22 protein-coding genes, 1 tRNA gene and 1 pseudogene are annotated in these 23573 nt (G+C 62.1%); 12 read left to right on the top strand and 12 right to left on the bottom strand.

The genetic code is table 11. The features are described from left to right. Positions 1-45: 45 nt before the first annotated feature. Positions 46-130: transfer RNA gene (locus tag NATOC_RS06225), tRNA-Leu, on the bottom strand. 212 nt (positions 131-342) lie between these two features. Between NATOC_RS06225 and NATOC_RS06220 the strand changes: the two genes are divergently transcribed. Continuing rightward, positions 343-861 carry a helix-turn-helix domain-containing protein gene (locus NATOC_RS06220; RefSeq protein WP_015320577.1) on the top strand — a complete coding sequence of 173 codons (519 nt, stop codon included), beginning with the start codon at positions 343-345 and terminating at the stop codon, positions 859-861. Positions 862-936: 75 nt separating this feature from the next. Here NATOC_RS06220 and NATOC_RS22795 read toward each other — a convergent pair whose 3' ends face one another. Next, the gene (locus NATOC_RS22795; protein ID WP_245549694.1) at positions 937-1140 is read right to left on the bottom strand and encodes a hypothetical protein; all 204 of its coding nucleotides are present in this window, start codon (positions 1138-1140) and stop codon (positions 937-939) included. A gap of 129 nt (positions 1141-1269) precedes the next feature. Here NATOC_RS22795 and NATOC_RS23175 point away from each other — a divergent pair, with 129 nt between their 5' ends. Both NATOC_RS23175 and NATOC_RS06210 read left to right on the top strand, forming a co-directional pair. Next, positions 1270-1452: a hypothetical protein gene (locus NATOC_RS23175; RefSeq protein WP_342664412.1), complete on the top strand. Its 183-nt coding sequence runs from the start codon at positions 1270-1272 to the stop codon at positions 1450-1452. Between the two features lie 65 nt (positions 1453-1517). Beyond that, entirely contained in the window at positions 1518-2669 is a 1152-nt protein-coding gene (locus tag NATOC_RS06210; protein ID WP_015320576.1) for an acyl-CoA dehydrogenase family protein, read from the top strand. Between the two features lie 45 nt (positions 2670-2714). On the opposite strand, the gene NATOC_RS06205 is transcribed toward NATOC_RS06210, so the two are convergent. Together NATOC_RS06205 and NATOC_RS06200 are read right to left on the bottom strand one after the other, a co-directional pair. Beyond that, positions 2715-3275, bottom strand: coding sequence for a HalX domain-containing protein (locus tag NATOC_RS06205; protein WP_015320575.1), 561 nt, complete (start codon positions 3273-3275; stop codon positions 2715-2717). A 120-nt stretch (positions 3276-3395) separates the two neighbouring features. After that, on the bottom strand, positions 3396-5372 hold the full coding sequence (locus NATOC_RS06200) for a 3-hydroxyacyl-CoA dehydrogenase/enoyl-CoA hydratase family protein (RefSeq protein ID WP_015320574.1): 1977 nt from the start codon (positions 5370-5372) through the stop codon (positions 3396-3398). A gap of 115 nt (positions 5373-5487) precedes the next feature. On the opposite strand from NATOC_RS06200, the gene NATOC_RS06195 reads away from it, so the two are divergent. The 4 genes from NATOC_RS06195 (at position 5488) to NATOC_RS06180 (ending at position 11590) form a co-directional block, all read left to right on the top strand. Continuing rightward, positions 5488-6639, top strand: coding sequence for an acyl-CoA dehydrogenase family protein (locus NATOC_RS06195; RefSeq protein WP_015320573.1), 1152 nt, complete (start codon positions 5488-5490; stop codon positions 6637-6639). 87 nt (positions 6640-6726) lie between these two features. Continuing rightward, positions 6727-8052 (top strand): lactate racemase domain-containing protein, encoded by a 1326-nt coding sequence (locus NATOC_RS06190; protein ID WP_015320572.1) that lies wholly within the window; start codon positions 6727-6729, stop codon positions 8050-8052. Between the two features lie 200 nt (positions 8053-8252). Further along, positions 8253-9014 carry a helix-turn-helix domain-containing protein gene (locus NATOC_RS06185; RefSeq protein WP_015320571.1) on the top strand — a complete coding sequence of 254 codons (762 nt, stop codon included), beginning with the start codon at positions 8253-8255 and terminating at the stop codon, positions 9012-9014. A 56-nt stretch (positions 9015-9070) separates the two neighbouring features. Continuing rightward, positions 9071-11590 carry a heavy metal translocating P-type ATPase gene (locus tag NATOC_RS06180; protein WP_015320570.1) on the top strand — a complete coding sequence of 840 codons (2520 nt, stop codon included), beginning with the start codon at positions 9071-9073 and terminating at the stop codon, positions 11588-11590. 3 nt (positions 11591-11593) lie between these two features. On the opposite strand, the gene NATOC_RS06175 is transcribed toward NATOC_RS06180, so the two are convergent. Beyond that, a complete protein-coding gene (locus NATOC_RS06175; protein ID WP_015320569.1) occupies positions 11594-11851 on the bottom strand; it encodes a hypothetical protein in 258 nt (85 codons plus the stop codon). Between the two features lie 434 nt (positions 11852-12285). Between NATOC_RS06175 and NATOC_RS06170 the strand changes: the two genes are divergently transcribed. Continuing rightward, positions 12286-12711 carry a hypothetical protein gene (locus tag NATOC_RS06170; protein WP_015320568.1) on the top strand — a complete coding sequence of 142 codons (426 nt, stop codon included), beginning with the start codon at positions 12286-12288 and terminating at the stop codon, positions 12709-12711. Between the two features lie 13 nt (positions 12712-12724). Here NATOC_RS06170 and NATOC_RS06165 read toward each other — a convergent pair whose 3' ends face one another. The 3 genes from NATOC_RS06165 to thiC form a co-directional block, all read right to left on the bottom strand. Next, a complete protein-coding gene (locus tag NATOC_RS06165; RefSeq protein ID WP_015320567.1) occupies positions 12725-13954 on the bottom strand; it encodes an RNA-guided endonuclease InsQ/TnpB family protein in 1230 nt (409 codons plus the stop codon). Next, complete coding sequence (locus NATOC_RS21765) at positions 13955-14098, bottom strand: DUF2080 family transposase-associated protein (RefSeq protein ID WP_015320457.1); 144 nt, start codon at positions 14096-14098, stop codon at positions 13955-13957. It lies immediately after the preceding gene. A gap of 171 nt (positions 14099-14269) precedes the next feature. Next, positions 14270-15694, bottom strand: coding sequence for a phosphomethylpyrimidine synthase ThiC (gene thiC / locus NATOC_RS21045; RefSeq protein WP_083866569.1), 1425 nt, complete (start codon positions 15692-15694; stop codon positions 14270-14272). A gap of 175 nt (positions 15695-15869) precedes the next feature. Here thiC and NATOC_RS21040 point away from each other — a divergent pair, with 175 nt between their 5' ends. Beyond that, complete coding sequence (locus NATOC_RS21040; RefSeq protein ID WP_394296439.1) at positions 15870-16115, top strand: hypothetical protein; 246 nt, start codon at positions 15870-15872, stop codon at positions 16113-16115. A gap of 64 nt (positions 16116-16179) precedes the next feature. On the opposite strand, the gene NATOC_RS22790 is transcribed toward NATOC_RS21040, so the two are convergent. After that, positions 16180-17031: an SWIM zinc finger family protein gene (locus tag NATOC_RS22790; protein WP_245549693.1), complete on the bottom strand. Its 852-nt coding sequence runs from the start codon at positions 17029-17031 to the stop codon at positions 16180-16182. Between the two features lie 1430 nt (positions 17032-18461). Between NATOC_RS22790 and NATOC_RS06145 the strand changes: the two genes are divergently transcribed. Together NATOC_RS06145 and NATOC_RS06140 are read left to right on the top strand one after the other, a co-directional pair. Then, the gene (locus NATOC_RS06145; RefSeq protein ID WP_015320564.1) at positions 18462-18980 is read left to right on the top strand and encodes a DUF7342 family protein; all 519 of its coding nucleotides are present in this window, start codon (positions 18462-18464) and stop codon (positions 18978-18980) included. An 88-nt stretch (positions 18981-19068) separates the two neighbouring features. Further along, complete coding sequence (locus NATOC_RS06140; RefSeq protein ID WP_015320563.1) at positions 19069-19410, top strand: hypothetical protein; 342 nt, start codon at positions 19069-19071, stop codon at positions 19408-19410. A gap of 752 nt (positions 19411-20162) precedes the next feature. Here NATOC_RS06140 and NATOC_RS06135 read toward each other — a convergent pair. From NATOC_RS06135 to NATOC_RS23270, 3 genes and pseudogenes are all read right to left on the bottom strand, one after another. Continuing rightward, positions 20163-21887: a hypothetical protein gene (locus NATOC_RS06135; protein WP_245549692.1), complete on the bottom strand. Its 1725-nt coding sequence runs from the start codon at positions 21885-21887 to the stop codon at positions 20163-20165. Between the two features lie 434 nt (positions 21888-22321). Further along, entirely contained in the window at positions 22322-22687 is a 366-nt protein-coding gene (locus NATOC_RS06130; RefSeq protein WP_049888685.1) for a hypothetical protein, read from the bottom strand. Further along, positions 22684-22983, bottom strand: a pseudogene (locus tag NATOC_RS23270) (hypothetical protein). Before NATOC_RS23270 ends, NATOC_RS06130 begins: the two are co-directional and overlap by 4 nt. 160 nt (positions 22984-23143) lie before the next feature. Between NATOC_RS23270 and NATOC_RS21030 the strand changes: the two are divergent. Then, positions 23144-23389, top strand: coding sequence for a MarR family transcriptional regulator (locus NATOC_RS21030; protein ID WP_245549691.1), 246 nt, complete (start codon positions 23144-23146; stop codon positions 23387-23389). Positions 23390-23573: the final 184 nt, after the last annotated feature.

Raw genomic sequence — 23573 nt, 5'->3', positions numbered from 1 at the left:
GGAGATCACCTGCATCTTGGTGGTGGACATCGTCCACCCGTGCGATGCGTGGGACCGGATTTGAACCGGCGGACCCCTACGGGACAGCGCCCTCAACGCTGCGCCGTTGGCCTAGCTTGGCTACCCACGCTCGCGTTCTCTTTCTGCACTCAATCGTATCCAGCGTGATTATAAAAGCCCTTTCCTTTGGGTCGACGCCTGCGGGGCGGTCACACGGAATCGCCCGACAGCTGACGGGTCTCGTCGGAGGGGCGGTCGACGGTTCCGATCCGATGGTGGGACCGCTCCCGGACGACGCCGGTCCCTGTAAAAGTTAAAACGTGGCAAGACCCAACGTTCGGTATGGCTAAGTACTCGACCGGTTCGTCCTCCGGCGGCGGCGGGACGAGCTGTGAACTCTGTGGGACCGAAAGCGACTCGCTGCGACGCGCGCAGGTCGCCGGCGCCGAACTCGAGGTCTGTCCGGACTGTGCGCCACACGACGACGCACAGAAACGCACCGGCAGCCGTGACGACTCCGGCTCGCGAGGCCAGCAGGACGACGGGCCGAGCCGGAAACAGAAGGCGGCCCAGAACGTCGCGAAGGCCAATCCGATCTGGGACGGCGACTCCGAACACTGGGAGAAGGAGGGAACGAGCTACGACGACGACCCCCTCCCCTATCTCGTCTCAGAGTACGGCTCGGTGGTCGTCGAGGCCCGACGGGACGCCGGCTACCAGCGCGAGGAGCTGGCCGACGAGCTCGGCGTTCCCGAAACGGACCTGCTTGCGGTCGAACAGGGTCGGGCAACCCAGGCCGGCGTCGGCGGCGGGCTGATCGAGGCTCTCGAGGAACACCTCGATATTACCCTCGCGGAGTGACGCGTCGAGACCGCGTCGCCGGTTTCACCCCGTTCGCGTGACGGTGTGGGGAGTCGACGGACAACGAGGGCTGGTTCACGGCCCGTTTAGTTGCTGGAGCGCGTGAGCCACGGTCGGTGAACACTTATCTATTCGATCCACCACGCGATCGTTTCGTTCGTCGTCGCCACCGTCGCCGCGGTCGCCGTTGGCTCGGTCGACCTCGCGGGGAGGGCCGTCCCGACCGTCGGCGTCGTCGCCTACGGCACCGTTCTCGGTGTCGCCGTCGATCTCGATCATCTCGTTATCGCTCGATACAAGACTGGGTCGTGGGACTCGCTGCGGTTCTGTCTCGACAATCCGGTCGCCGCGATCGCCGACCAGGGTCGGATCTTCGAGCGCGGCGACGTCGGCGCGCTCTCTCGCCTGTTGAGTCACCTGCTGCTGGCCGGGCTCGCAGTCGCCGTTCTCGTTCCCGCGAGCGTCCCGCTTGCCGTCGTGACCGGGGCCGTCCTCTACGTTCACGTCGTTACCGACGTCGCCTGGGACATCCGTCGGCTGGGGCGGCGGACGGACGTTTCGACCGACGAAATCGTCCCGTCGAATCGGTGAGGACGTCGGGTCGAGGCCGACGGTGGGCCGTCGATTATTTGGTGACTCCCTCCGAAAACTGAAACGTGAACCTTCTCGATCCCAGTATCGTCCCGGAGCACGCACACGACCTCAAGACCGAAGCCCGCGAGTTTGCTCGTGAACACATCGAACCCAACGCCCAGGAGTACTTCCAGGCGGGCGAGTACCCGCACGATATCCTCGAGGCGGGCCAGGAAGCCGGTCTCGTCGCCCAGGATATCCCGGAGGAGTGGGGCGGACGCGGGCTCGATCTCCCGCAGCTGCTCGCGCTCACGGAGGAGTTCTACCGGGCCGACGCGGGGATCGCGCTGACGCTACAGCTGGCGAGTTTCGGCTGCGAGATCACGTACGAGTACGGCTCCGACGAGCAGTGCGAGGAGTACGTCCGCCCGGTCGCGGAGGGCGACCAGATTTCGGGGCTCGCCGTCTCGGAGCCCGAGACGGGAAGCGACCTCGCGGGGATGCAGACCCGCGCCGAGAAAGACGGCGACGAGTACGTCATCAACGGCGAGAAATACTGGATCGGCAACGGGGTCGAAGCCGACTGGATCACCCTCTATGCTCGGACGGGCGACGACGAGGACAATCGATACGGCAACCACTCGATGTTCATCGTCCCGACCGACGCCGAGGGGTACGAGGCCGAGCACATCCCCGAGAAGATGGCGATGCGAGCCTCCAAGCAGGCCCACATTACCTTCGACGACTGCCGGATCCCGGAGGAGAACCTGATCAGTCACGAGGGAACCGGGTTCATGATGCTCGCGGACTTTTTCAACCACGGTCGTGTGATGGTCGCCGGACACGGGCTCGGGATCGCCGCCGCCGCCATCGAGGAAGCCTGGGAGTTCAGCCACGACCGCGAGGAGTTCGGGCGCACGATCAACGAGTTCCAGGCGGTCCAGCACGGCCTCGCGGATATGCTCATCGGGTTCGAGAGCGCGCGGGCGCTCACCTGGCGCGCGTGCGAGAAGGTCGCGAACAACGACCACGCGGGCTACTGGGCGGCGCTGGCGAAGACCGCCGCAACCGAGACGGCCGTCGACGTCTCGGAGCAGGGAATGCAGTTTCACGGTGGGCGATCGATCCTCGACGAGCGACGGATCGCACGGGTCTACCGTGACGCCCGGGTCCCGGTCATCTACGAGGGCGCAAACGAGGTCCAGCGAAACCTGATCTACGGGCAAGCTCCCTGAGACGACCGTTTCGGACGGGGCGGCCGAGGCAGCGGTAGGTAACGCTCAAAGATCCTTGAAGACGCTCACGAAGTCGTCGTGAGTCGAGAGGTCCTCGACCGTCTCGTCGAGACGGCCCTCTAGCTCGTCAATTCGGTCACAGAGTTGCCGGTACTCCTCGCTGTCGGCGAGTTCGGAGTCGTCCTTCTCCGACTCCAGGAGCGCTTTCTTCGAGACGAGCGCGTAGTAGTCACGAATCGCCGACTGGTAGGCCGAACGGTTCACGACCGATTCGACCACGTCGCGGAGTTCGTTCTTCGAAACGGGTTTGACGAGGTAGTCGTCGAACGCCATCTCGATGATATCGAAATCCGGGTCGACCGCCGTGACCATGACGACGCGGCAGTCGTACGCCTCCTCGCGGATCCGCTCGAGGACGTCGTCGCCGGACTGGCCCGGCATCCGGCGATCGAGGATGACGACGTCGACGGAGTCATCGAGCTTCTCGAGTGCGGTGGACCCGTCGTAGGCCGTCTCGGTCTCCCAGTCGGGCGCGAGCCAGGTCGCAAAGAGATCCGCGAGCTGAGACTCGTCGTCGACGACGAGCACGCGTCCCTCGTTACGCATAGAATCGCCCTTTGTTCCCATCATCGATTACAGCCACGGATTGTAGATTGTTCCTCGCTGTGATAAATCTCGCGACCGGTCACGCGGAGGCGTCGCCCGGCGAGAAGGGAGCCAGCGACGCTACTTCCCTTCGAACTCCGGCTCGCCGTCGCCCATAAACGCCGTGATCCCCTCCATCAGGTCGTCGGTCGCCATCAGCTGCCCGAACGCCGAGGACTCATAGGCCAGACCCGCGTCGGTGTCGTCGCGGCCGGCGAGCATCGCGCGCTTGGCGTAGCGGTGGGCGATCGGCGGCCCGCCGGCGAGCTCGGTCGCTAGCTCGAGTGCGCGTTCCTCGAGCTCTTCGCCGTCGACGACCTCGTTGACGAACCCGTACGTTTCCATCGTCTCGGCCTCAAAGCGGTCGGCGGTGAGGATGATCTCCTTCGCGCGGCCTTCCCCGACGATCGCGGAGAGCCGTTGCGTGCCGCCCCAGCCGGGGATGAGGCCGAGGTCGAGTTCGGGCTGGCCGAACTCCGAACGGTCGCTGGCGACCCGGAGGTCGGCACACATCGACAGCTCCATCCCGCCGCCGAGACAGTAGCCGTCGATGCCGGCGACGACGGGCATCTCGCAGGATTCGAGCGCGCCGAAGATGTCCTGGCCGCGCTTCGAGAGCTCGGTCGTCGCGACCGGATCCGCCCCGCCCGCGGCCATGCTCTGGACGTCCGCTCCCGCGGAGAACGCGCGGTCGCCCTCGCCGGTGAGGAGGATCGAGCGCACCTCGTCGTCGTCCTCGAGTAGCTCGATCGCGTCCTCGAGCTCGTCGAGCAGTCCCTCGCTGATGGTGTTCATGCGGTGGGGGCGGTCGAGGACGATGTGGCCGACCATCTCGCCGGGGTACTCGATCCGGATCGCGTCGAACTCGAGGTCGCCGTCGCCGTCCTCGCCACTCTCGTAGAACCCGCCCTCGCTCGCACGCTCCGCGAGGTAGTCGGCGGGCTCGTAGCGTTCGTGGCCCGTCGCCTCGTAGGCGTCCTCGAGGGCCTCGAGTGCGTTCTCGAGACCGAACTCGTCGGCCAGCTTGACGGGACCGTCGGGGAAGCCGGCACCGAGTTTCGTCGCCTCGTCGATCGATTCCGGCGGGGCGACGTCGCCGCCGATCAGCTTGGCGGCCTCGTTTGCCATCGTGGCGACGAGTCGCTTCTCGACGAGCTCGGAGGCCTCGTCGGTCGGGATGTCGGCGCCGTCACCGTCCTCGTAGTCGTAGAACCCCTTGCCCGTCTTCTTGCCGAGCTCCTCGTTTTTGACCTTGCGCTCGAGCAGCGGACACGGCTCGTAGGCGTCGCCCAGCACCTCGTGCATGTACTCCAGCACGTGGTAGCTGACGTCGTTGCCGACCTGGTCGCCGAGCTCGAAACTGCCCATCGGCAGCCCCATCTCGTATTTCGTCGTCGAGTCGACCTCGGCGATGGTCGCCTCGTCGGTCTCGACGAGCCAGCAAGCCTCGTTCATCAGGGGGACGAGGATGCGGTTGACGATGAACCCGGGCGAGTCCTTGTGGACCCGAACCGGCGACTTGTCGAAGTCCTCGGCCAGGGCCTCGATACCGTCGAGGGTCTCCTCGTCGGTCTCGGCGCCCGAGATGACCTCGACCAACGGCATCCGCACCGGCGGGTTGAAAAAGTGCATGCCACAGAACTGGCCCGGTCGCTCGGTGACGTCGGCGAGGTCGGTGATCGAGAGGCTCGAGGTGTTGGTCGCGAAGATCGCGTTGTCGGGGGCGACGTCCTCGAGCTCGGAGTAGACGTCCTTCTTGATCTCCATCTTCTCGGGGACCGCCTCGATGACGACGTCGGCGCTCCCGCAGGCTTCCTCCATGTCGACCAGCGGCGTGATCCGATCGAGCGCGTCGTCGGCTGCCTCCTGGGAGAGCTGGTCGTTCTCGGCGAGTTTGTTCAGCGACCACTCGATCTGTTCGTACCCGTCCTGGACGAACTCCTCGTTGATGTCCCGCAGGTTTACGTCGTAGCCGGCCATTGCGGCGACCTCCGCGATACCGTGACCCATGTTACCTGCTCCAAGAACTGCAACGGTGTTGATATCGTCGATCTCCATAGTATCGTATGCAATGTGGACCCGTTTGAACGTTTCCCTCTCTAGTAAATGAAACTACAATTCTGTTTATTTCCGGTTACAAACATCTTTACCGGACCGTAGATAACTATCGTCCATGGAATTCGGCCTCTCCGAAGAGCAACAACAGATCCGCGACGAGGTCACTCGGTTCGCGGAAAACGAGATCGTTCCCGTCGCTGGCGAGTACGACGAGGAAGAGAAGTATCCCCACGAGATCATCGACAAGGCCGCCGAGATGGGGCTGACCGGTCCCTACATCCCGATGGAGTACGGTGGCGCCGGCTACTCGATCCTCGACACCGCGATCATCACCGAGGAGCTGTTCTCCTATGATCCCGGCATCGCACTCTCGATCGTCTCGACTTCCTTTGGCTGCGAGGCGATCATGAACTTCGGAACCGAAGACCAGAAAGAACGGTTCCTCGAACCCGTCGCGATGGGCGAGAAGATCTCGGGCGCGGCGATCTCCGAGCCCGACACCGGATCCGACGTCTCCTCGGTTTCGACACAGGCCGAGAAGGACGGCGACGAGTGGGTTATCAACGGCAACAAGATGTGGATCACCAACGGCACCATCGGCGACTTCTTCGTGGTGCTCTGTGAGACCAACCCCGACGCCGAGGGTCGGTACAACGGCTTCAGCCAGATCATCGTCGAGTCCGACCGTGACGGGTTCGAGGCCGACAAGATCACCGGCAAGCTCGGCATTCGAGCCTCCGATACCGCCGAGCTCATCTTCGACGACGTTCGGGTCCCCGAGGAGAACCTCGTCGGAACGAAAGACGCCGCGTTCATGCAACAGATGCAGTTTTTCGATGAGACTCGAACGGCCGTGGCCGCCCAGGGCGTCGGCATCGCGAAGGGTGCGACCCGCGCGGCCCTCGACTACGCCCAGGACCGCGAGCAGTTCGGCAAGTCGATCTCGGAGTTCCAGGCGATCCAGCATAAGCTCGCCGAGATGGCGACCGACACCGAGGCCGCACGCAATCTGACCTACAAGGCCGCCTGGAAGGTCGACCAAGGCGAGGACATCACCAAGCTCGCCTCGATGGCCAAGGAGTACGCCTCCAGGGTCGCCGTCGACGTCGCCGACGAGGCCGTCCAGATCCACGGCGGTGCCGGCTACGTCAACGACTTCCCCGTCGAGCGGTTCTACCGCGACGCCAAGATCACCCAGATCTACGAGGGAACCAGCGAGATCCAGAAGAACGTCATCGCCCGCGAGATGCTCGGCAAGGGCTTCTAACCGCTCCGAGAACACCGTCTACCCGCCGACCGTCAGCCGACCCGAACCCTCGGTACGCTTTTCTCCCTCTCCCTGCACTTGTCGTGCATGATCGATGATCTCACGGTAGCGGAGTCGACCGTCCGAACCGCATGCGGGGACGTCGCGCTCCCGGAAATGGGCGTCCTCGAGCAGCGCTGGGAGACCGATCCGATCGCGCCCGAATCCGTCGCCGACGAGGCGGCCGCGGCGGTCGGAGACCTCGAGCTCGAGGACGTCCCCACGGGCGGGGAGGTCGCCGTCGGCGCCGGGAGCCGCGGTATCGACAACCTTCCCGAGATCGTCGGCGGGGTCGTCGACGGGTTACGGGAGCGAGGGTACGAGCCGTTCGTCTTTCCGGCGATGGGGAGCCACGGCGGGGCGACCGCCGAGGGCCAGCGCGAGAAGCTCGCGACGCTGGGGGTCACCGAGGAGACGGTCGGGTGTGAGATCCGGGCGACGATGGAGGTCGTCACGGTCGGCGAGACGCCCGAGCGGGAGGTTCCGGTGTACGCCGACGCCCACGCCGTCGAGGCCGACGCCATCGTCCCGGTCAACCGAATCAAACCTCACACCGACTTCGGCGGGGACGTCGAGAGCGGACTCTCGAAGATGCTCGTCATCGGGATGGGGAAACAGCGCGGCGCGAAGATGGCCCACGACTGGGCCGTCGACTGGAGCCTGCGGAACATGCTCCCCGAGATCACCGGCCAGCTCCTCGCGGCGCTCCCGGTCGCCGGCGGCGTCGCGATCGTCGAGGACCAGCACGACGAGACGACTCACATCGAGGGTGTCCCGCCGTCGGGCTTTCTCGAACGCGAATCGGAGCTGCTCGAGCTGGCCTGGGAGCTCATGCCGAAGCTCCCCTTCGAGGAGCTGGATGTCCTCGTCGTCGACCAGCTGGGGAAAGACGTCAGCGGGCAGGGGATGGACACCAACGTGACGGGGCGGCGCCACTTCACGATCAACGAGCCCGAACCCGAGACGGCCGAGATCAAGCGCGTCTTCGCGCGCGGGTTCACCGAGAAGACCAAGGGGAACGCGATGGGGATGGGGCAGGCCGATTTCGCCCACCGCGACGTGCTGGCGGGGCTTGACTGGTCGAAGTCACTTATCAACGCGATCACCGCAAGCACCGTCCGGGGAGTGCGGCTCCCGCCCGTGGTCGAGACCGACCGAGCGGGACTGGTCGCGAGCCTCGGGACGATCGGTCCCGTTCCGGGCGAGGACGCCCGCGTCCTCAGAGTGACCGACACGATGCGCCTGAAGCGGTGTTACGCCTCGGCACCACTGATCGAGGCCGCACGCGAACGCGAGGACCTTCGTGTCGTGAGCGAGCCGTCCCCGGTCGAGTTCGACGAGGACGGAAACTTCGCGGCGTCCTCGCCGGACTGAGTCGGCGGTTGCGGACGGGCGGCGGGGGAAGTCTCAGCTGTCGGAGTCGGTGTCACCGTCATCTTGATCCGAATCGGTCTCCTCGTTCGTCGGTCACGGCCGTCGGTCGCTCGGACCGTCGATCGTTCCGGCCGTTCGCGGTTTCGGCCTCCGACGCGAACGACCGGGAACCCTTTTTCGCCCGACCCCCTAGGACGCCCATGAGAGAGTTCGTCTTCGCCCTCGAGTACGAACCGGGGACGAATCCGGTTGCGGACGTCCTCGGCGACTATCCGGAGGCGTCGATCAGGTCGCTGTCGTACCACGCCACCGAGGACAGCCTCTGGCGGGTCGACCACGCCGAAGGACCCCCGGCGGCGCTGGAAGCGCTCGAGGACGCCTACGCGAACGCGGAGTATTTCGCGGACTGTCTGGTCAAGGACGACTGTGGCGCCGACTGTGAGACACAGATCCTCGATCGCTCGAGCGACGAGCTCGTCGTCTACACCTACTGGGATCGCACCGACGCCTGCACGTCGGTTCCCCACGTCGCGCTCGAACACCTCGGCGACGGGCTCCTGTTCGAGACCTACCGCGAGGGACGACGGTACCGCTGGCGGATCGTCCTCGCGAGCGACGCGCCGATCCACGACTTCTTCGACGCCCTGGGCGAGGAGGTCGGCGAGTGTACGGGGATGGAGATGCTGCGGCTGACGGAGCTCGATCCGGACCGCCGCGACGACGACGCCGACGACGCGCTACCGACCGAGCAGCGCAATGCGCTTCGGGCGGCCGTCGAGCACGGCTACTACGAGACGCCTCGCCGGGTCGAGCTCTCGGAGCTCGCCGAGAAGCTCGACGTGCCGCGCTCGACGCTCTCCTACCGTCTTCGTCGCGCCGAAGCCGCCCTCGCGAGCGCGTTCGTCGGCCGAGAGGAGTCCCTCGAGGCGCTGGCGGCGTCCGGTTCGGAGGGGGCGCTCTGAGGAAGTTGGCGCACGCCAAATAACCCGTATCCCGGCCGACCGACTACGTACGAGTGATGACCGAGTCAGTCGCCCCGTCCGACTCGAGTCGCACCCTCGAGTTGCAGGTTCCCGAGATGGACTGTCCTTCCTGTGCGACCAAGGTGCGAAACAGCGTCGGACGCCTCGCGGGGATCGACGGGATCGATCCCCGCGTAACCAGCGGCCGCCTCGTCGTCGAGTACGACCCCACCCGGACCGACGAGGCGTCGATCCGCGAGCGCGTCCGCGCGGCCGGCTACGCGGTCGAGGACGCCGCCGCGGAGCTCACGCTTTCCGTCCCGGAGATGGACTGTCCCTCCTGTGCGACGAAAGTCGAGAACGCGCTGGCCGACCTCGAGGACGTCGGCGAGGTCGAGACCCGTCCCGCGACCGGTCGGGTGACCGTCGCGACGGGCGAGGGAGCCGACACCGGGACCGTCGTCGAGGCGATCGAGTCCGCGGGGTACGAGGCGACGCCGATCGGCGACGGCGACGATGTGATCGCCGACCCGGCGGCGGTCTGGCGGAGTCGCCGGGCCGTCGGAACGGGGATCGGCGCCGTCCTCGTGGCGGTCGGGATGGGCCTCGAGTTCGCTCTTCCCGCACTCGATCCCGCTCTCGGAACGATCGCAGGCAGGACCTACGCAGGCTCGCATCTCCTCTTTATTGCGGCCGTCGTCGTCGCCGGGACGCCCATCCTGCGGAACGGCTACTACTCGGCGCGAAACCGGAGCCTCGACATCGAGTTCCTGATGAGCGTCGGGATCGTCGCCAGCGTGGCGGCCCACCACCCTTTCGAGGGGGCGATCCTGGCGGTGCTGTTCTCGGTCGCGGCGCTACTCGAGCGGTTCTCGATGGACCGCGCCCGGGACTCCCTGCGGGAGCTGATGGACCTCTCGCCGGATACCGCCACGGTACGCCGCGAGGACGGCTCCGAGGAGACGGTTCCGGCCGACGAGCTCGCGATCGGCGACCGCGTCGTCGTCCGTCCGGGCGAGAAGATCCCGGCCGACGGCACCGTCCGCGAGGGTTCCAGCGCGGTCGACCAGTCGCCGATTACCGGGGAGAGCGTTCCCGAGGACAAGGAACCGGGCGAGGAGGTCTACGCTGGGACGATCCTCGAGTCAGGGTACCTCGAGGTCGACGTCGAGAGCGAGGCCGACGAGTCGACGATCGCCCGAATCGTCCGTATGGTCGAGGACGCCGAGCGCGAGCAGACCGAGCGCGAGCAGTTTATCGACCGCTTCGCGAGCGTCTACACGCCGATCGTCGTCGTCCTCGCGGCCGCGGCTGCGATCCTCCCGCCGCTTGCGTTCGGGGCGTCCTGGAGCTACTGGTTTCTCGTCGGCCTGACGCTGCTCGTGATCTCCTGTCCCTGCGCGCTGGTGATCTCGACGCCGGTGAGCGTCGTCTCCGGGATCACCAGCGCCGCGAAAAACGGCGTGTTGATCAAGGGCGGGCGCCACCTCGAGGCCGTCGGCGAGAGCGACGTCCTCGCGGTCGACAAGACCGGGACCCTGACGACGGGCGAGCTCTCGGTGACCGACGTGATCCCGCTCGAGGGCGCCAGCGAGGACGAGATCCTCCGTCGAGCCGGCGCCACAGAGCGCCGCAGCGAGCACCCGATCGGGCAGGCGATCGTCGGCTACGCCGAGGAGAGCGGGGTCGAGCCCGACGACCACGACGTCTCCGCGTTCGAGGCGCTCACCGGGAAGGGCGTCCGCGCCGACGTCGACGGCACCACCCACTACGTCGGCAAACCCGACCTCTTCGAGAGGCTGGCCGACCTCGAGCACACCCACGCGACGACCGACGGCGGACTGAGTCTCGAATCGATGGGGTACGAGCCCGAACCGCAGTGTGACCGCGAGGCCTGCCTGGACGTCCTCAACGAGGTCGTTCCCGAGCTCCAGGCCGAGGGCAAGACCGTCGTAATCGTCGGCACCGAGGACGGCCCGATCGGCGTCGTCGCCGTCGCGGATCGCGTCCGTCCGGAGGCCGAGTGGACTGTCTCTCGACTGCAGGAACAGGGCGTCCGCGTCGTAATGCTCACCGGCGACAACGAGGGGACTGCCCGTGCGATCGCCGCCGAAGTCGGGATCGAGGAGTACCACGCGGAGCTGTTACCGGACGAAAAGCTCGAGCTGATTCGCAACCTCGAGAGTGAACACGGCGAAAACCGCGTCGCCATGGTCGGCGACGGGATCAACGACGCGCCAGCGCTCGCGACCGCCGAGGTCGGGATCGCGATGGGCGCCGCGGGGACCGACACCGCCCTCGAAACCGCCGACGTCGCGTTGATGGGCGACGATCTCACTCGCCTCCCCTACCTCTACGAGCTCTCGGGGAAGGCAAACGGCGTCATCCGCCAGAACGTCTGGTCGAGCCTGGCGGTCAAGGCCGTCCTCGCCGCGGGCGCGCCGTTCGGGATCGTGACCGTCATTCACGCGGTCGTCATCGGCGACATGGGGATGAGCCTCGGTGTGACTGGCAACGCGATGCGGCTGGCGGGCGTCGAGCCCGAAACGCCAGATGCGGACGAACTCGCCGGCTGAGGGTCAGCCTCGGAGCCAGCGAACCAGTCCGATCGCACCGACGACGGCGAGGACGAGCCACATCCCGACGACGAGCACGGCGACGAGGAGGACCGCGGGGCCGCGCGGTGCCGCCGAGAACGGACCGAGATCCGGGAGTCGGAGGCCGAACCACTGAACGACGAGGACGCCGACGAAAACGAGGGCGAGGACGGCTACCTGATCCCGGAGCCACCGTCGACTCAGGTAGTAGTCGAGGGAGGTGTCGTCGTCACTTTGCATCCGTTCCCGAAGACACGGAGCCGGTGAAGAAAACTGTTGTTCGACTCGTTAGCGCCGGAAATCGGTACTTGGTCTCGGATCCAGTTCCCGAACAGGAGCGCGGTGACGCACCGAGGCGTTTTCGGCTGGAACACCGGTAGCTGCGAACGTGGTTGCTTTGTTTGACTGCGGGATCCGACCTATCTGGTTCGTTACAGAGGTTCGAGGAGAACACCCACGACTTCAGTCGTGGGAGGAAGTCAGACGTGCGTATGGACGGAGAGGCAGACGCCGAGCGAAGCGAGGGGGTTCACCGACGGCGAGCCCCGTTGGCGAGCCGCCGGCCTTTTTCACCGAAGTTGTACGTAACACGAGTTTTGCAACCAGCTCTGGTCACCGAGCTGTATTGCTATCGGCTGTTAATGTTTTTGTGTCGATAGATCGAGTATACGATAATGGCGGACGACACCAGCGACGGAACTCGAACGGCGTTGCGAAAACACCCACTCGTCAGTTCCGGGACCTCGGTGCTCCGGTACGGCGTGTCCGTCGCCTTCCTCGCCCTGATCGTCGCGGAGATCGGACTCGACGCGTCGACGTGGTTCTCGGCGCAGATAGTCGCTGGCCTCCTCGGTGGTGTCGTCCTCGTCGGTGTACTCCGGTTCGTCTTCGAGCGGACGACGTTCGGCCGATCGGCCGACCAGGCCTTTCGGCAACACCGTCTGTTCGGGACGCTACTGGTCGTGGTACTCGTCAGCGTCGGCGGGATCGCCGTCTCGTCTGCGCTCGAAGGGATCCCCCGCCTGTTCTCCCTGGCGGTCGCTCTCGGACTGTTCTGTGGGCTATTGCTTCTCGAGGGGATCGCGGACTACCGACAGTGACTTCCTCCCCACCCTACTCGCTCACCGCTGACGCGGTTCGCTCCTTGAGGGTGGGGCTTCCTGCTTCGATGACGCGCTTTGCAGGAACCGAATGGGTTCCCGTAGGGAGCGCAGTCTCCACAGGCGTTGATTCGGGACAGCCCGCCCCTACTTGTTCGAGACCGCGAGAGAGGATGTTCCACGACGCATTCGCGTCTCTGTCTGCCTCGAACCCACACGACGGACACGAATGCTTGCGTACCCACAACGGCTTGTCCGTCTCGACGCCACATGACGCGCACTCTTTGGTCGTGCCTCGGGGGTCCACGGCGACGAAGTACGTTCCTTCCCGCTCGCACTTGTATTCGAGCATTCGCAGGAACATCCCCCACGAGGCCCCCGGCGCGGCTCCGAGAGTTGCCCGGAAGCTCAACCAGTCCTTCGTATCCAAGTCCTCGACCGCGACAAGGTCGTACTCGCGGGCGTAGTACGCCGAGAGTTTGTGCAAGAAGTCTCGACGCTTGCGCTTCAGGTCAGCGTGGCGTCGAGCGACCGTCTTGCGCTGTTCCTCCCAATTGTTCGAGCCGTGTCCCTTCCGCGAGAGGTTACGTTGGGCGCGTTCTAACCGCTCGCGTTCGTCGGAAAGGTCAGGCGACTCGACGGCGGTCCCGTCGCTGTCGTGGACGTATTTTAGGATACCCACGTCGATACCAACAGCGTCAGTCACCTCGTCGGGCTTCTCGGGTGGGTCGTCGGGGGTTTCGACGCCGAGGATGGCGTACCACTTGCCGGTGGGTTCGCGTTTGACAGTGACGGTCTTGATGGTGGCGTCGTCGGGCAGGTCGCGGTGGAAAGTAATGGGAATGTCACCAATCTTCGAGAGCCACAGTCGGGTCCGACCACTCGTGTTTTTGAGTTTGAAGCCGGACTGGCTGTAGGTGAACGATTGGTACTCGCCCGGTGCTTTCCACTTCAACTCCCCGACGCTGTAGCCGTTCTGCTTCCGGCTGTTGAGCGTCGAGAGGTTGTCGTACAACCGCTGAACGACTTTCTGCAACACCTTCGAGTGAACGTCTCGCAGGTCATTCCACCAGTCTTTCAGGTCCGGCAGACGCTTCTGCTCGGAGTACGACGACGTATCGTCGTGGCGGTTGAGGCGGTGGAGGAAATGGTTGTAGACCTGCCTACAGGTATCGACAGTCCATGCTAATCGCTCGCGGAGGTCGTCAGACGGGTTTAGCTGATACCTGTAGTTGTAGTTCATCTATTCGTCGTCGGGGTCAGAAGTACGGACGACTTTCACGTCCGCGCCACGCCAGCGTTTCGGGACGTAGACGTGAGCGCCGTTACCTGTGGCTTTCACGTCGCCGTCCACGACTTCGTGGCCGTTGATTGTGAACTGTTCCATGTACGATGTAGATACATTGTCGGGACTGATAAACGCGTCGGTGGGCCTGTGGGCCGGTCGTTGCAGGGTGTATGTGAGACGATGACGGCGCTGTATCCCCGCCCTACTGCGCTACTCGGTCGCTTCGCTCCCTGCGTTGCTCCTTGAGGACGGGGCCTTAGCCGCCTGATTTTAGGTAAATGTCACGCCATCAATTTCGATTTCGTCGGGAACACGACTGGTATCATGAACCCCAACTGGGGGGAGGTTCACGTCTGCTGCAGGCGACGAACCAAGATCTGTTTCGTCATTGATTGTAGTCATCTCACCATCCGTATTTCGTGCATCTTGGTCGATTCGCATCGAGCAGAACTCGACGCCACACATCGAGCAAAATCGAGCATCTTTGTAGTTGTCTCCTGGTAGCGTCTGATCATGGGAGTTTTGCGCGCGTTCGGGGTCGAGCGCAAGATCGAATTGTCGCTGCCAGTCGAACTCGTAGCGCGCTTCCGAGAGTGCGTCATCCCAATCTCGTGCTCCGGGTAGGTCATTTGCAACATCTGCAGCGTGAGCAGCAATTCGATACGCTGCGAGCCCATCTCGAACATCTTCTTTGTCCGGGAGGCCCAGGTGCTCTTTCGGTGTAACGTAGCACAACATTGCAGCTCCGGCTCGAGCAGCTTCGGTCGCACCGATCGCGCTTGTGATATGATCATATCCCGGTGCGATGTCAGTGACCAGCGGGCCAAGAACATAGAATGGGGCCCCATCACAGACTTCCTGCTGTCGTTCGACGTTTTCCACGATTTGATCCAGTGGAACGTGGCCTGGTCCTTCAACCATCACCTGGACACCATGATCCCATGCCGTTTGGGTGAGTTCACCGAGTGTTTCGAGTTCGGCAAATTGGGCCTCATCATTTGCGTCCGCTAGGCAGCCTGGCCGAAGGCCATCACCCAACGAAAACGTTACATCGTGCTCTGCGAAGATGCTACAGATTTCCTCGAACTTAGCGTAGAGGGGATTCTGCATCCCGTTTTCCTCGATCCACTGGGCTAGAATCGAGCCTCCTCTCGACACGATACCGGTCTTGCGGTCATCAGTCAGCGGCAGATGTTCCATCAAGACGCCCGCGTGGATCGTCATATAATCGACTCCCTGCTTTGCTTGTTTCTCGATGATCTCGAGTAACAACTCGTGAGTAATGTCAGTAGGATTCTCTGCACGCTTCACTGCTTCGTAGATTGGAACCGTCCCGACTGGAACGGGTGAGTGTTCGATATTTGCCGTTCGGATCTGATCGAGGCTTTCACCTGTCGAAAGGTCCATAACGGTGTCTGCACCATAGTGAACAGCTGTATGGAGCTTCTGCAGTTCTCCCTTGATGTCACTAGTTGTATCGCTGTTACCGATATTTGCGTTAACCTTCGTTGAGAACTCTCGCCCGATAATCATCGGGTCAAGGGATTCGTGGCTGTGATTGGTTGGGATAACTGCCTGACCGTTGGCGACCTGTTTTCTCACCGTCTCTGGCTTGCAGTTTTCTCGCTCAGCGACTCGTTTCATAGCGGAGGTGATTTTTCCTGCACGGGCCTGCTGAAGTTGTGTCTCTGGCATTGATAACCTAGTAATACCACTCAGTAATATAAATTGTGGGAAGGAGGTATATCTGACAAGACGAATTAGTGAGATATCATTAAGCAATTCCGAGCAATACATCAGCTGCGTCGAGTAGCGTCTGGTTTTCCTCGAGAACGGTCGGTACAATGGGATCGCGGCGTTCGATGGTCGTTTGGACCGGCAACGCCAGCCGATATCTGTTCTCATCAACACGAATGAGATCGAAGCCCACGAGTACGTCCGGAAAGCGGCTGTCGATGAGGGGCACAAGGAAACGCAATTGCAGGGACTCAAAGACCAACTGGCGTCTAATGATGGTCTTGAAGCTACTGAACTCCGCGAGGAAATTGATGAACCCGAGGCTCGCATCGAGGACCTCACCGAATCCGGTCCTGTCCAAAAGTTCCAGGCTGAGTAGTCTATGGCTGTTCCATCATTTGGCTTGAGAGCGCGGAGAACAAGCCGTTGCTTCGGTACTACAGTCAGTCTTCACCAAGCTTCTCGTAGATGCGTTTCCTCACTCGTATGTCCTCGTCCGCGAGTTCGGTAAGCACGGTTCGAAGCTCTTTGGTGGGTGCTGCTTCCAGAAGAGCCTCTATCGATTGACCATCGCCGACGGCTTTGATATCACCGCTAGCTAACACGGCAGCGACGATATGCTTGCAGGGGACTGTATCATCTGGACAGCTACACTGACCGCTAACGTAGCTCCCCTCTGAGAGAGTGACTTGGACCTCGTATGGACGACTACCCTCGACTGTCGCCTGAAGAGAATCGTCGACGGACTCGATACCGGTTACTGAGCCTTGTTCATAGTAGCGGCTTCCTCGCTCATAGCGGCCTGGCTCGGTCACTTGTCGCAGCGTCTCAAGGTCAACTGAGGTAGCTGGTGTTTGTGTTTGAAGGCGGGGAAACGCATCTACGACTGGCTCATCTCCAGGGATCTCAGGATCAGCTGACCGGCGGTGGATCCATCCTTGCTTTGGCCATCCGATCGGGAACCACTTGTCCGGATCGCTCACGATCTCCCAGCACGATCCAATCATTGACGAGCTATCCTCGGGGAATATCCCCTTGATCGTTATCGTTCGTGGAGTCACACCGACCTCGAGTGTGACACCAGTCTGGTGTGTATTGTCATCAGCGACTCGGTTGGCGTAGTTCGAGCGAATCTCGTCGAGTGCAGTGATACCCTCGGCTGAGAACCCATGGCCAGTCCGCTCGAGTTCGAGCACCAGCTCAGCATATTTGTGCTTGTCGCGGTATTTGATCAGCGGTCGATTGCTCCCGACCAATTCGGTTGGATCGTAGTCTGAGAGTGCTGTTCCAAACACGATCGGTGTAACTGGTTCAGTTGGAGTATTCGGCAAGCGGTTAGCTTCTGGCTGATTTTCGGCAATTGGCTCCCCGAATGGTGTCTCGAAGAGTCGGCCACAGGCTGGACAAACTGTACAGTTGAGTTCATCAGTGTGCCAGGTGGTGAACTCATGAGCCCGACACCAATCACAGGGGCGTCTCGTATCTTGCTCGAGTGTATTCCAGTCACCGTCTCGAATCGGCGTCACTTGCTTAAGCTGGGGGATGACTCGTGATCGCCGCTTCTGGTGGCGTTGTAGTTGCAACCGGCAGGAACGACACAGTTCAGAGTCACTCTCGCGAACAGTGGATGGCAGAACGAGACGCTGAGTCTCTTTTTCGCCCTGCAGAAGGGACCCTTCTCCTCTGGAGAGTGATATTGGACAAGATTGGCTGTTTCCTGGCGAGTCGGGTGGGTCATAGGCAACAATATCTGTTGCTGTGACCGACTCGTCTGGCACGTTCTCGGTTTCGTCAGCGAAGGCTCGTCCATATCGGCACCCATCGGGACCGACGATGTGCCACTTCCCAGATTCTGTTCGGCCAAACGTAGGCACAGTTGGTCGAAAGAACGAGACGAGTTCCCATAGAGTCTTCCAAGTATACCTCCTAGCCTTGACCAAGCGTATCGTTGACATCCTCCTGCGCCTGAAGACGCAGGAATCCCGAGCGGTAGGAGTTTCAGGTTTGCAACCACGGATTCCGCCACTTTACGGGAACACGTTTAACACAGCCATCGTGGTCGGTGGCTGACTGGCGGTGCCAAACCGCCGTTACTCCTATCCTTGGTGTCGTTGACTCCCATCTGTTGTTTTTGCCAGCAGGGAATCGCTGACACTTCAACGGACTCGGAGGTATCGTGGGGTTGCTCGACCGACGGGCACGAGACGAACCCTTCAAGGATTCGTGTTCACCGCGTCGGTGTTTCGGATACTGTCTTATTGGGTGGCGGATAGACCGCCTCCGAAGGTCGTTCGGAATCCGCTCCGTTCCAACCTGACCGCACTTTCATGTAAGTAGACTTTCAGTTCGAACGTTACGGATGGAAACTCAGGGATGTGCTATCGTCGGTGGAACGTGACACCGAGCGACGGCGCGTATCTACGCCGTGAACGACGTGGTATTGCGCCTTCTCAACGTATAAGCCATCCGATCGACTGTGGAATGGGAGACGTGGACTGCGAGCTTGAGAGCGTCCTCAGCGAGCGCTGCTGGCGTCTCGAGCGATCGCTTGAGCCTACGCAGGTCTGCTCAGTGCTTTTTCGCTAAAGCGGTATCAGATTCGCCTGTACGTGGCACATCTGTTCCAGCGTAGTGTCCCCAGCGACGTGGTCTCTGAGCTCAGGTATCTAAGCAATATATTTTGGCTATAGATAGAAATATATACGCTACTCTCGTTGGTGGGAGTATGACAAACGATGCTCGCCGCGATGGCCCGCCCCCGTTCGATAGACCGTTCGAAACCGAGGACACGAAACAGCGTGTGTACGGGGCAGTGCTGCACGCTCGAGAACCGATGACGGCCACCGAGATTGCCAAGCGGGCGGACTGCTCGGCAGAGTCGGCACGGACACATCTGTCCTTCTACGCAGACCTTGGGATCATCATCCGACACGAGGGCCGACCGGTCAGGTACGAGCGCAACGACGACTACTTTGAATGGCGGCGAGTCAACGAGTTGGCCCAGGAGAACACGGTCGACGAGTTGCAAGCCCGTGTGTCGGAGCTGACCGATCGGATTGCGGAGTATCGCGACGACTATGGTGTCGATTCGCCCTCAGAGGTCAACGTCCTTGAGTTCGACGCGGAAGGGGTTGACGAGGTGTACACGGAACTCGGTGATTGGGCTACCGTCATCGAGGAGCGTCGCCTCCACGAACGTGCCCGGAGAAAAGTCGCCGGCTCGACGGCCTCGTCGCACAGCTGAGATGGTTCCGGCAGATGACGGTGCGAGTCCCGCACCGATAGACCGGTCGGTATTGGAGCGAATTCGGTCCCGATTCGTCGGGCACCGCATGTTCGAGTCGGCGGAGATCGTCGAGGAGGGGAAGCTGCATCTTCGTGTCGTGCTGTCCGGCGACTACTACCCGAACGAGGCGTCTGCTCGCTTTGAGATTCGCTGGTATCGCAACGACGACTTCACCTTCCACTATCAGGAGGAGCGGCGGGACGGCGCGTGGGCGTGTCGATGGGATCGGCACCCGAACGCGCACAACTCTCGCGATCACTTCCACCCGCCCCCGGACGCCAGCCGGACCGACGCGGAAAACGCCCAGTGGCCGGCCGACCATCGTGACGTGAGCCGCCTCGCCCTCGATCGGATTGAGGAACGCATCCAGACGCTGTGGGAGCAGTAACAGTAGGCGGAGGTGTCGCCGGCAACGACCACGATTAACCAACAGAGAGGGACGGTAGAGAGACTTGGTCTTTTCATTGAGAAAGAGACCGCCACCATCTTGAAAAAGGATTGAAACTTTGGTGTGGACGGTCGTTCCGTCATGCTTGTCTCATTACTGCCTGAAAAGACCAAACGTGTTGGTTAACTGAGCGTGGTGGCAAATCAGAGATCGAACGGGATCCAGCTGCTACGAGGGTGTACGAAAAAGCGATTGCTGCTCGAGCGGTGGGCCTAACTGGAGGGTCCGCTTGCTCCCAAAGCAGTCTATCGCTGTGAGCGCAGCAGCAACCCGAAGCCAGGGACCAACAGTTGGATGCTCGAGTAGTCGCGATGGACCCGGTGGCCAGAACAGCGTACTCCCAAGTGGGTCGTCGGGGTCGCCGTAGCGATTGGGTGGAAGAACCGTTCCGAGCAATGCATCGGCCGCGTCGAGTAGCGTCTGACTCTCCTCGAGAACGGTCGGAACAACGGGATCGTGTCGCTCAGTGGCAGTCTGGAACGACAACGCTAGTCGATACCCGCTCTCGTCGACATGGATGAGATCGATCGCTTCGAGTCGATCCCGGTAGTTCCGGACCGTTCGTGCCGAGACGTCCGCTCGGTCGGCAAGCCCACGTTGTGAGAGCCGACTCTCAGCGGTGAGAAGCGTCTGAACGATTCGGCCAACCGTCGATGGGAGATCGGAGAGCAACTGCGCAGGCTCGAGTGTTCCTAGAGCATAGCGGAGTTCATCTGGCCGGAGTTCTCGTCTCTCGTCCTCGCCGGCGAGTTGTTGCAGTGCTCGAGCAGTGGCGTACGGCGAACCAGCCAGTGCATGGAGCAACGAAACGGTCTCTCGAGTTGGTCGGAGGTTCTTGGCCTGGAGGATTCGCGTCGCAGCCGCTGCGTAGGCGGCCCGGTCGACCTCTGAAAGGGAAACACGGACTGCGAATTCGGGTGAGTCTTCAACGAGCGCTGCTGGCGTCTCGAGCGAGTGCTCGAGCTTTGGTTGGAGTCGTGGACGTCTTGCCCACGAACGACCAGAGATCCAATGAGCGTCCCTAGCGGGTCGTCCGCATCGACTGTTGGCGAGAGTGCGGTCTGTCGCTTCTTCTCTCGAGCTTCGAACAGTTGCCGGTAGCAGGCGAACGCACCGTATTTCGACTGAATTGCCGTCGAAATACCGATCGAGGTCGCGAGTTCCTTCAGCGAGTTCGCGTCGAGCCCAGCCGGCACTCGGAGTTCGCGAGTGACGTCGATCTCGAGAGCATCGAAGAGATGGACGAGCGACCCGGCGAGCCCGTGCGCCGACCGCATGATCGAACTCCGGAATCGATTACGATCCTCGTACTCGCCGGCCGAAAGCTTCGCCGTGAGATCCTCGAGCTCGGTACCCCACTCGATGAACGCCTCTCGGAGCATTTCGGGATCCTCGAGGGCTTCATCGGAGAGTCCACCAATACAGCGAGCATCCCGGAGAATCGCCGGCGGATCCTCCAGAGACTCGAGGCGACTATCGGTGAGGACTCGGTTGACCAGACGGGGAGAGGCTAACGCTGTCGCGAGACTCACCACGTACTGCAGGGGCCCGCTCGCTCGAACCGCGATCACGGCTTTCTCCCGATCGCCGTCGAAGCTCACATATCGAGTGTGGTCTGGAGCGTCTGTCTGGTCCTCGAACGGCGCTTCGACAAGGGTAATGTCGCCATCTTCCCCACAGCCGACGGCACCGGCATGGCCTGGACGGTCGAGGTAGGCTGTCTGGTAGGGGTTGCTGTCTGTACTGCCGTCACCCCCCTCCCCTCGTGTACGCGGGGTTACACGGCACTGTGTGCAGGATGTTCCGGTGTCGCTCACGGCCTCGGTCAGTTCCTGCTGCCGGCCGACTTGGGCGTCCAGCGTGGCGAGTAGCTGTCGGCCAGCCTCGAGCAACTCGACAGTCCGATCATCGGCAGGCCCAAACTCGGCGATGAGTCCAAGCTCGGTGAGCGAGCTCTGCTCGGAGACCAGCAGTTGGGAGATCCGACTGCGGTCGACGTCGTGCATTGCTCGCAGTGCGTGTCTCGAGATCGTCTGGGCGGGTTCATCCGCGAGCTGTCGGAGGAGTTCGACCTTCCGACCGTTCGGGTCCAGTACCTCGAGTGCTTGCTCAACTTGGTCCCCACTCGGGTGGTGTGTCTCTCGCCACTCGCTCACGCCGGGCAGCTCTTCGCGGTGCTCTCGAGCGAGCCAGTGTTGAGTGCGGCCACTCGCGATGACTCGAACGTCGAAGCCCGTTGCAAGGACAGCTAGCAGGCGGCAGATCGACTCACGTTTGCGTCGTGGTGCGTCCTCAAACGCACGGTCGATCGTCACTGCGAGTGTCGGTGGCTGTTCATTGGAGGCGTTGGTGGCGAAGAACTCGGCAGTTGCGAACAGGTCCTTGAGACTCGCATGGCCTTGCCCGAGGTTCGGCACGAGATCGGCGGCGAGTCGCCAGGCTTCCCGTCGATTGCCACGGGCGACGTCTAAGATTCGCGAGCGCAGCCAGTAGGGGATCTGCTGTTTCTCGAGGGCCTCGTAGCACTCGGAGACAGTCCGGTCGTCGGCAAACTGGCGGACGGCGCGAATGAATCGGTCTCGAATCGACTGGTGGTCGAACAGCTGTGTTCAGAGTTCGGAGACGGGATCGGTGTCGATCTCGAGGGTGGCCGCTGGTGAGAGTGGCGGTTGCTGTGTCGGAGTGAGTCCCGCGTCGGTCACGGTGGGCCCACCTCGAGTGGGAGTGTTCGCTGGGGGTGTGCTGACTGGTGAGTGGGGTGGGGTGCCATCGAGTCCTAGCGAGTGTGTAGAGTGCGGACAGCCGAGCGCAGTGGCTCACGAGCTGTCGGCGCGAATTCGTGGCAGAGCGCTCACCGGGTTGGGACGGGCATTGCCCGTGGATCGGTGGCCCTGTTGGTCGGTGGACTCGAGTCTTGGAGTTCGGGCTCGAGGACGACCAGCCGGGTCTGCTGGGTGGCCAGATCAGCGCGGGTGCCGAGTCGGCACTGCGCGAGGAGTTCCGTACAGCCGACTGTTGGATGGCGGATGGTGTCGGGACTGCAGGTCGGACAGTAGGGGCGATGGATCGCCCACTGGTCTGCGTCGGCTGGGCGGGCGGCAAAGACGGTTGCGTGGTCGCCTTCCTGGAGGGTGTCCCCGCAGTGTTGGCACGCAGTGGGTTGGGGACCGACTGGGAATCCCTCGAGGAGTTGCATGGGGGTGGTGGCGACTCTCATTGGTCGTCACCGTTAGAGTTGAGGAATGCAGCGGAGAAGCTCGAGTAGAGGTGTTGGGTTGCGAAGCCGCGTTCGGCTTTGACGTACTCGATCCAGTCGTAGATGCGCTGGTTGTGCGCTTGGAGGTTGTAGCGTCAGGTTCGGTCGGTATTGTGGATGACGTGGACGGTTTCGTCGGTGGTTCGGTAGACGTGGTGTGCGCCCTCGGTGTCGATGCCGACGAGAATGTAGTCCGGTCGGTGGTCAGTGCGACTGCGAGCCGAAACGGTTTCGGGGGAGTGCGGTTGTATACTCATATGCTGGTAAGGCCAGCACGGGGTCGGTGTGCCACCACCGGCCTCAGAGTTTTCCGAGGCGTCCCGTGCTTATTCTACAGTAGAGGGCATACGCACTTAACCCTTAGGGTCTAAGGATAATGGGACAAGGCTTATGTCTAAAGCCACCGTCCCTTTAGGCATGAGCGCAATAACTACGATCCAAGACATCATGCTCGAGGAGGACGATCTTGGACCAGCTGATGAAGCGTTACTCGATATGCTGAATGAGGGGCGTGTTACTGCGCCATATGTTGCTGACGAAACTGGTTACAGTCTTCAGTATGTTCGCGACCGGCTTGGTCGACTTGTAGAGCACGGTAATGCATGTAAGGTATATGAGGGGCTCTACGAGCTTGTGGAGGATCCTCGAGATGAAAGCACTTGACTAAGTCGCAGGTACTGTCGAATTTAGAACCTCGTCAACTCTCATGAGCCAAAATCATACGCCACCCCAATATAGGAAATACAAAATAATTTGAAAGTATTTTAAAATAATATTTTCCGAAGCACTATATGATGTTTTTGACAATATATGTATAGATAACGTGTGGTTTTTTGTAGTCTCTATA

The sequence above is a fragment of the Natronococcus occultus SP4 genome (assembly GCF_000328685.1).
GTDB classification, from domain to species: Archaea; Halobacteriota; Halobacteria; order Halobacteriales; family Natrialbaceae; genus Natronococcus; species Natronococcus occultus.
The sequence above is the reverse complement of the archived record's forward strand: the minus strand, read 5'-3'. Positions and strand labels throughout refer to the sequence as shown.

Excerpts from the sequence above, each read along its gene's own strand:
- NATOC_RS06220 (WP_015320577.1), top strand. The coding sequence starts at position 343 with ATGGCTAAGTACTCGACCGGTTCGTCCTCCGGCGGCGGCGGGACGAGC.
- NATOC_RS22795 (WP_245549694.1), bottom strand. The coding sequence starts at position 1,140 with ATGATCGAGATCGACGGCGACACCGAGAACGGTGCCGTAGGCGACGAC.
- NATOC_RS06205 (WP_015320575.1), bottom strand. The coding sequence starts at position 3,275 with ATGCGTAACGAGGGACGCGTGCTCGTCGTCGACGACGAGTCTCAGCTC.
- NATOC_RS06200 (WP_015320574.1), bottom strand. The coding sequence starts at position 5,372 with ATGGAGATCGACGATATCAACACCGTTGCAGTTCTTGGAGCAGGTAAC.
- NATOC_RS06195 (WP_015320573.1), top strand. The coding sequence starts at position 5,488 with ATGGAATTCGGCCTCTCCGAAGAGCAACAACAGATCCGCGACGAGGTC.
- NATOC_RS06190 (WP_015320572.1), top strand. The coding sequence starts at position 6,727 with ATGATCGATGATCTCACGGTAGCGGAGTCGACCGTCCGAACCGCATGC.
- NATOC_RS06185 (WP_015320571.1), top strand. The coding sequence starts at position 8,253 with ATGAGAGAGTTCGTCTTCGCCCTCGAGTACGAACCGGGGACGAATCCG.
- NATOC_RS06180 (WP_015320570.1), top strand. The coding sequence starts at position 9,071 with ATGACCGAGTCAGTCGCCCCGTCCGACTCGAGTCGCACCCTCGAGTTG.
- NATOC_RS06175 (WP_015320569.1), bottom strand. The coding sequence starts at position 11,851 with ATGCAAAGTGACGACGACACCTCCCTCGACTACTACCTGAGTCGACGG.
- NATOC_RS06170 (WP_015320568.1), top strand. The coding sequence starts at position 12,286 with ATGGCGGACGACACCAGCGACGGAACTCGAACGGCGTTGCGAAAACAC.
- NATOC_RS06165 (WP_015320567.1), bottom strand. The coding sequence starts at position 13,954 with ATGAACTACAACTACAGGTATCAGCTAAACCCGTCTGACGACCTCCGC.
- NATOC_RS21765 (WP_015320457.1), bottom strand. The coding sequence starts at position 14,098 with ATGGAACAGTTCACAATCAACGGCCACGAAGTCGTGGACGGCGACGTG.
- thiC (WP_083866569.1), bottom strand. The coding sequence starts at position 15,694 with ATGCCAGAGACACAACTTCAGCAGGCCCGTGCAGGAAAAATCACCTCC.
- NATOC_RS06145 (WP_015320564.1), top strand. The coding sequence starts at position 18,462 with ATGACAAACGATGCTCGCCGCGATGGCCCGCCCCCGTTCGATAGACCG.
- NATOC_RS06140 (WP_015320563.1), top strand. The coding sequence starts at position 19,069 with ATGTTCGAGTCGGCGGAGATCGTCGAGGAGGGGAAGCTGCATCTTCGT.
- NATOC_RS06130 (WP_049888685.1), bottom strand. The coding sequence starts at position 22,687 with ATGAGAGTCGCCACCACCCCCATGCAACTCCTCGAGGGATTCCCAGTC.
- NATOC_RS21030 (WP_245549691.1), top strand. The coding sequence starts at position 23,144 with ATGAGCGCAATAACTACGATCCAAGACATCATGCTCGAGGAGGACGAT.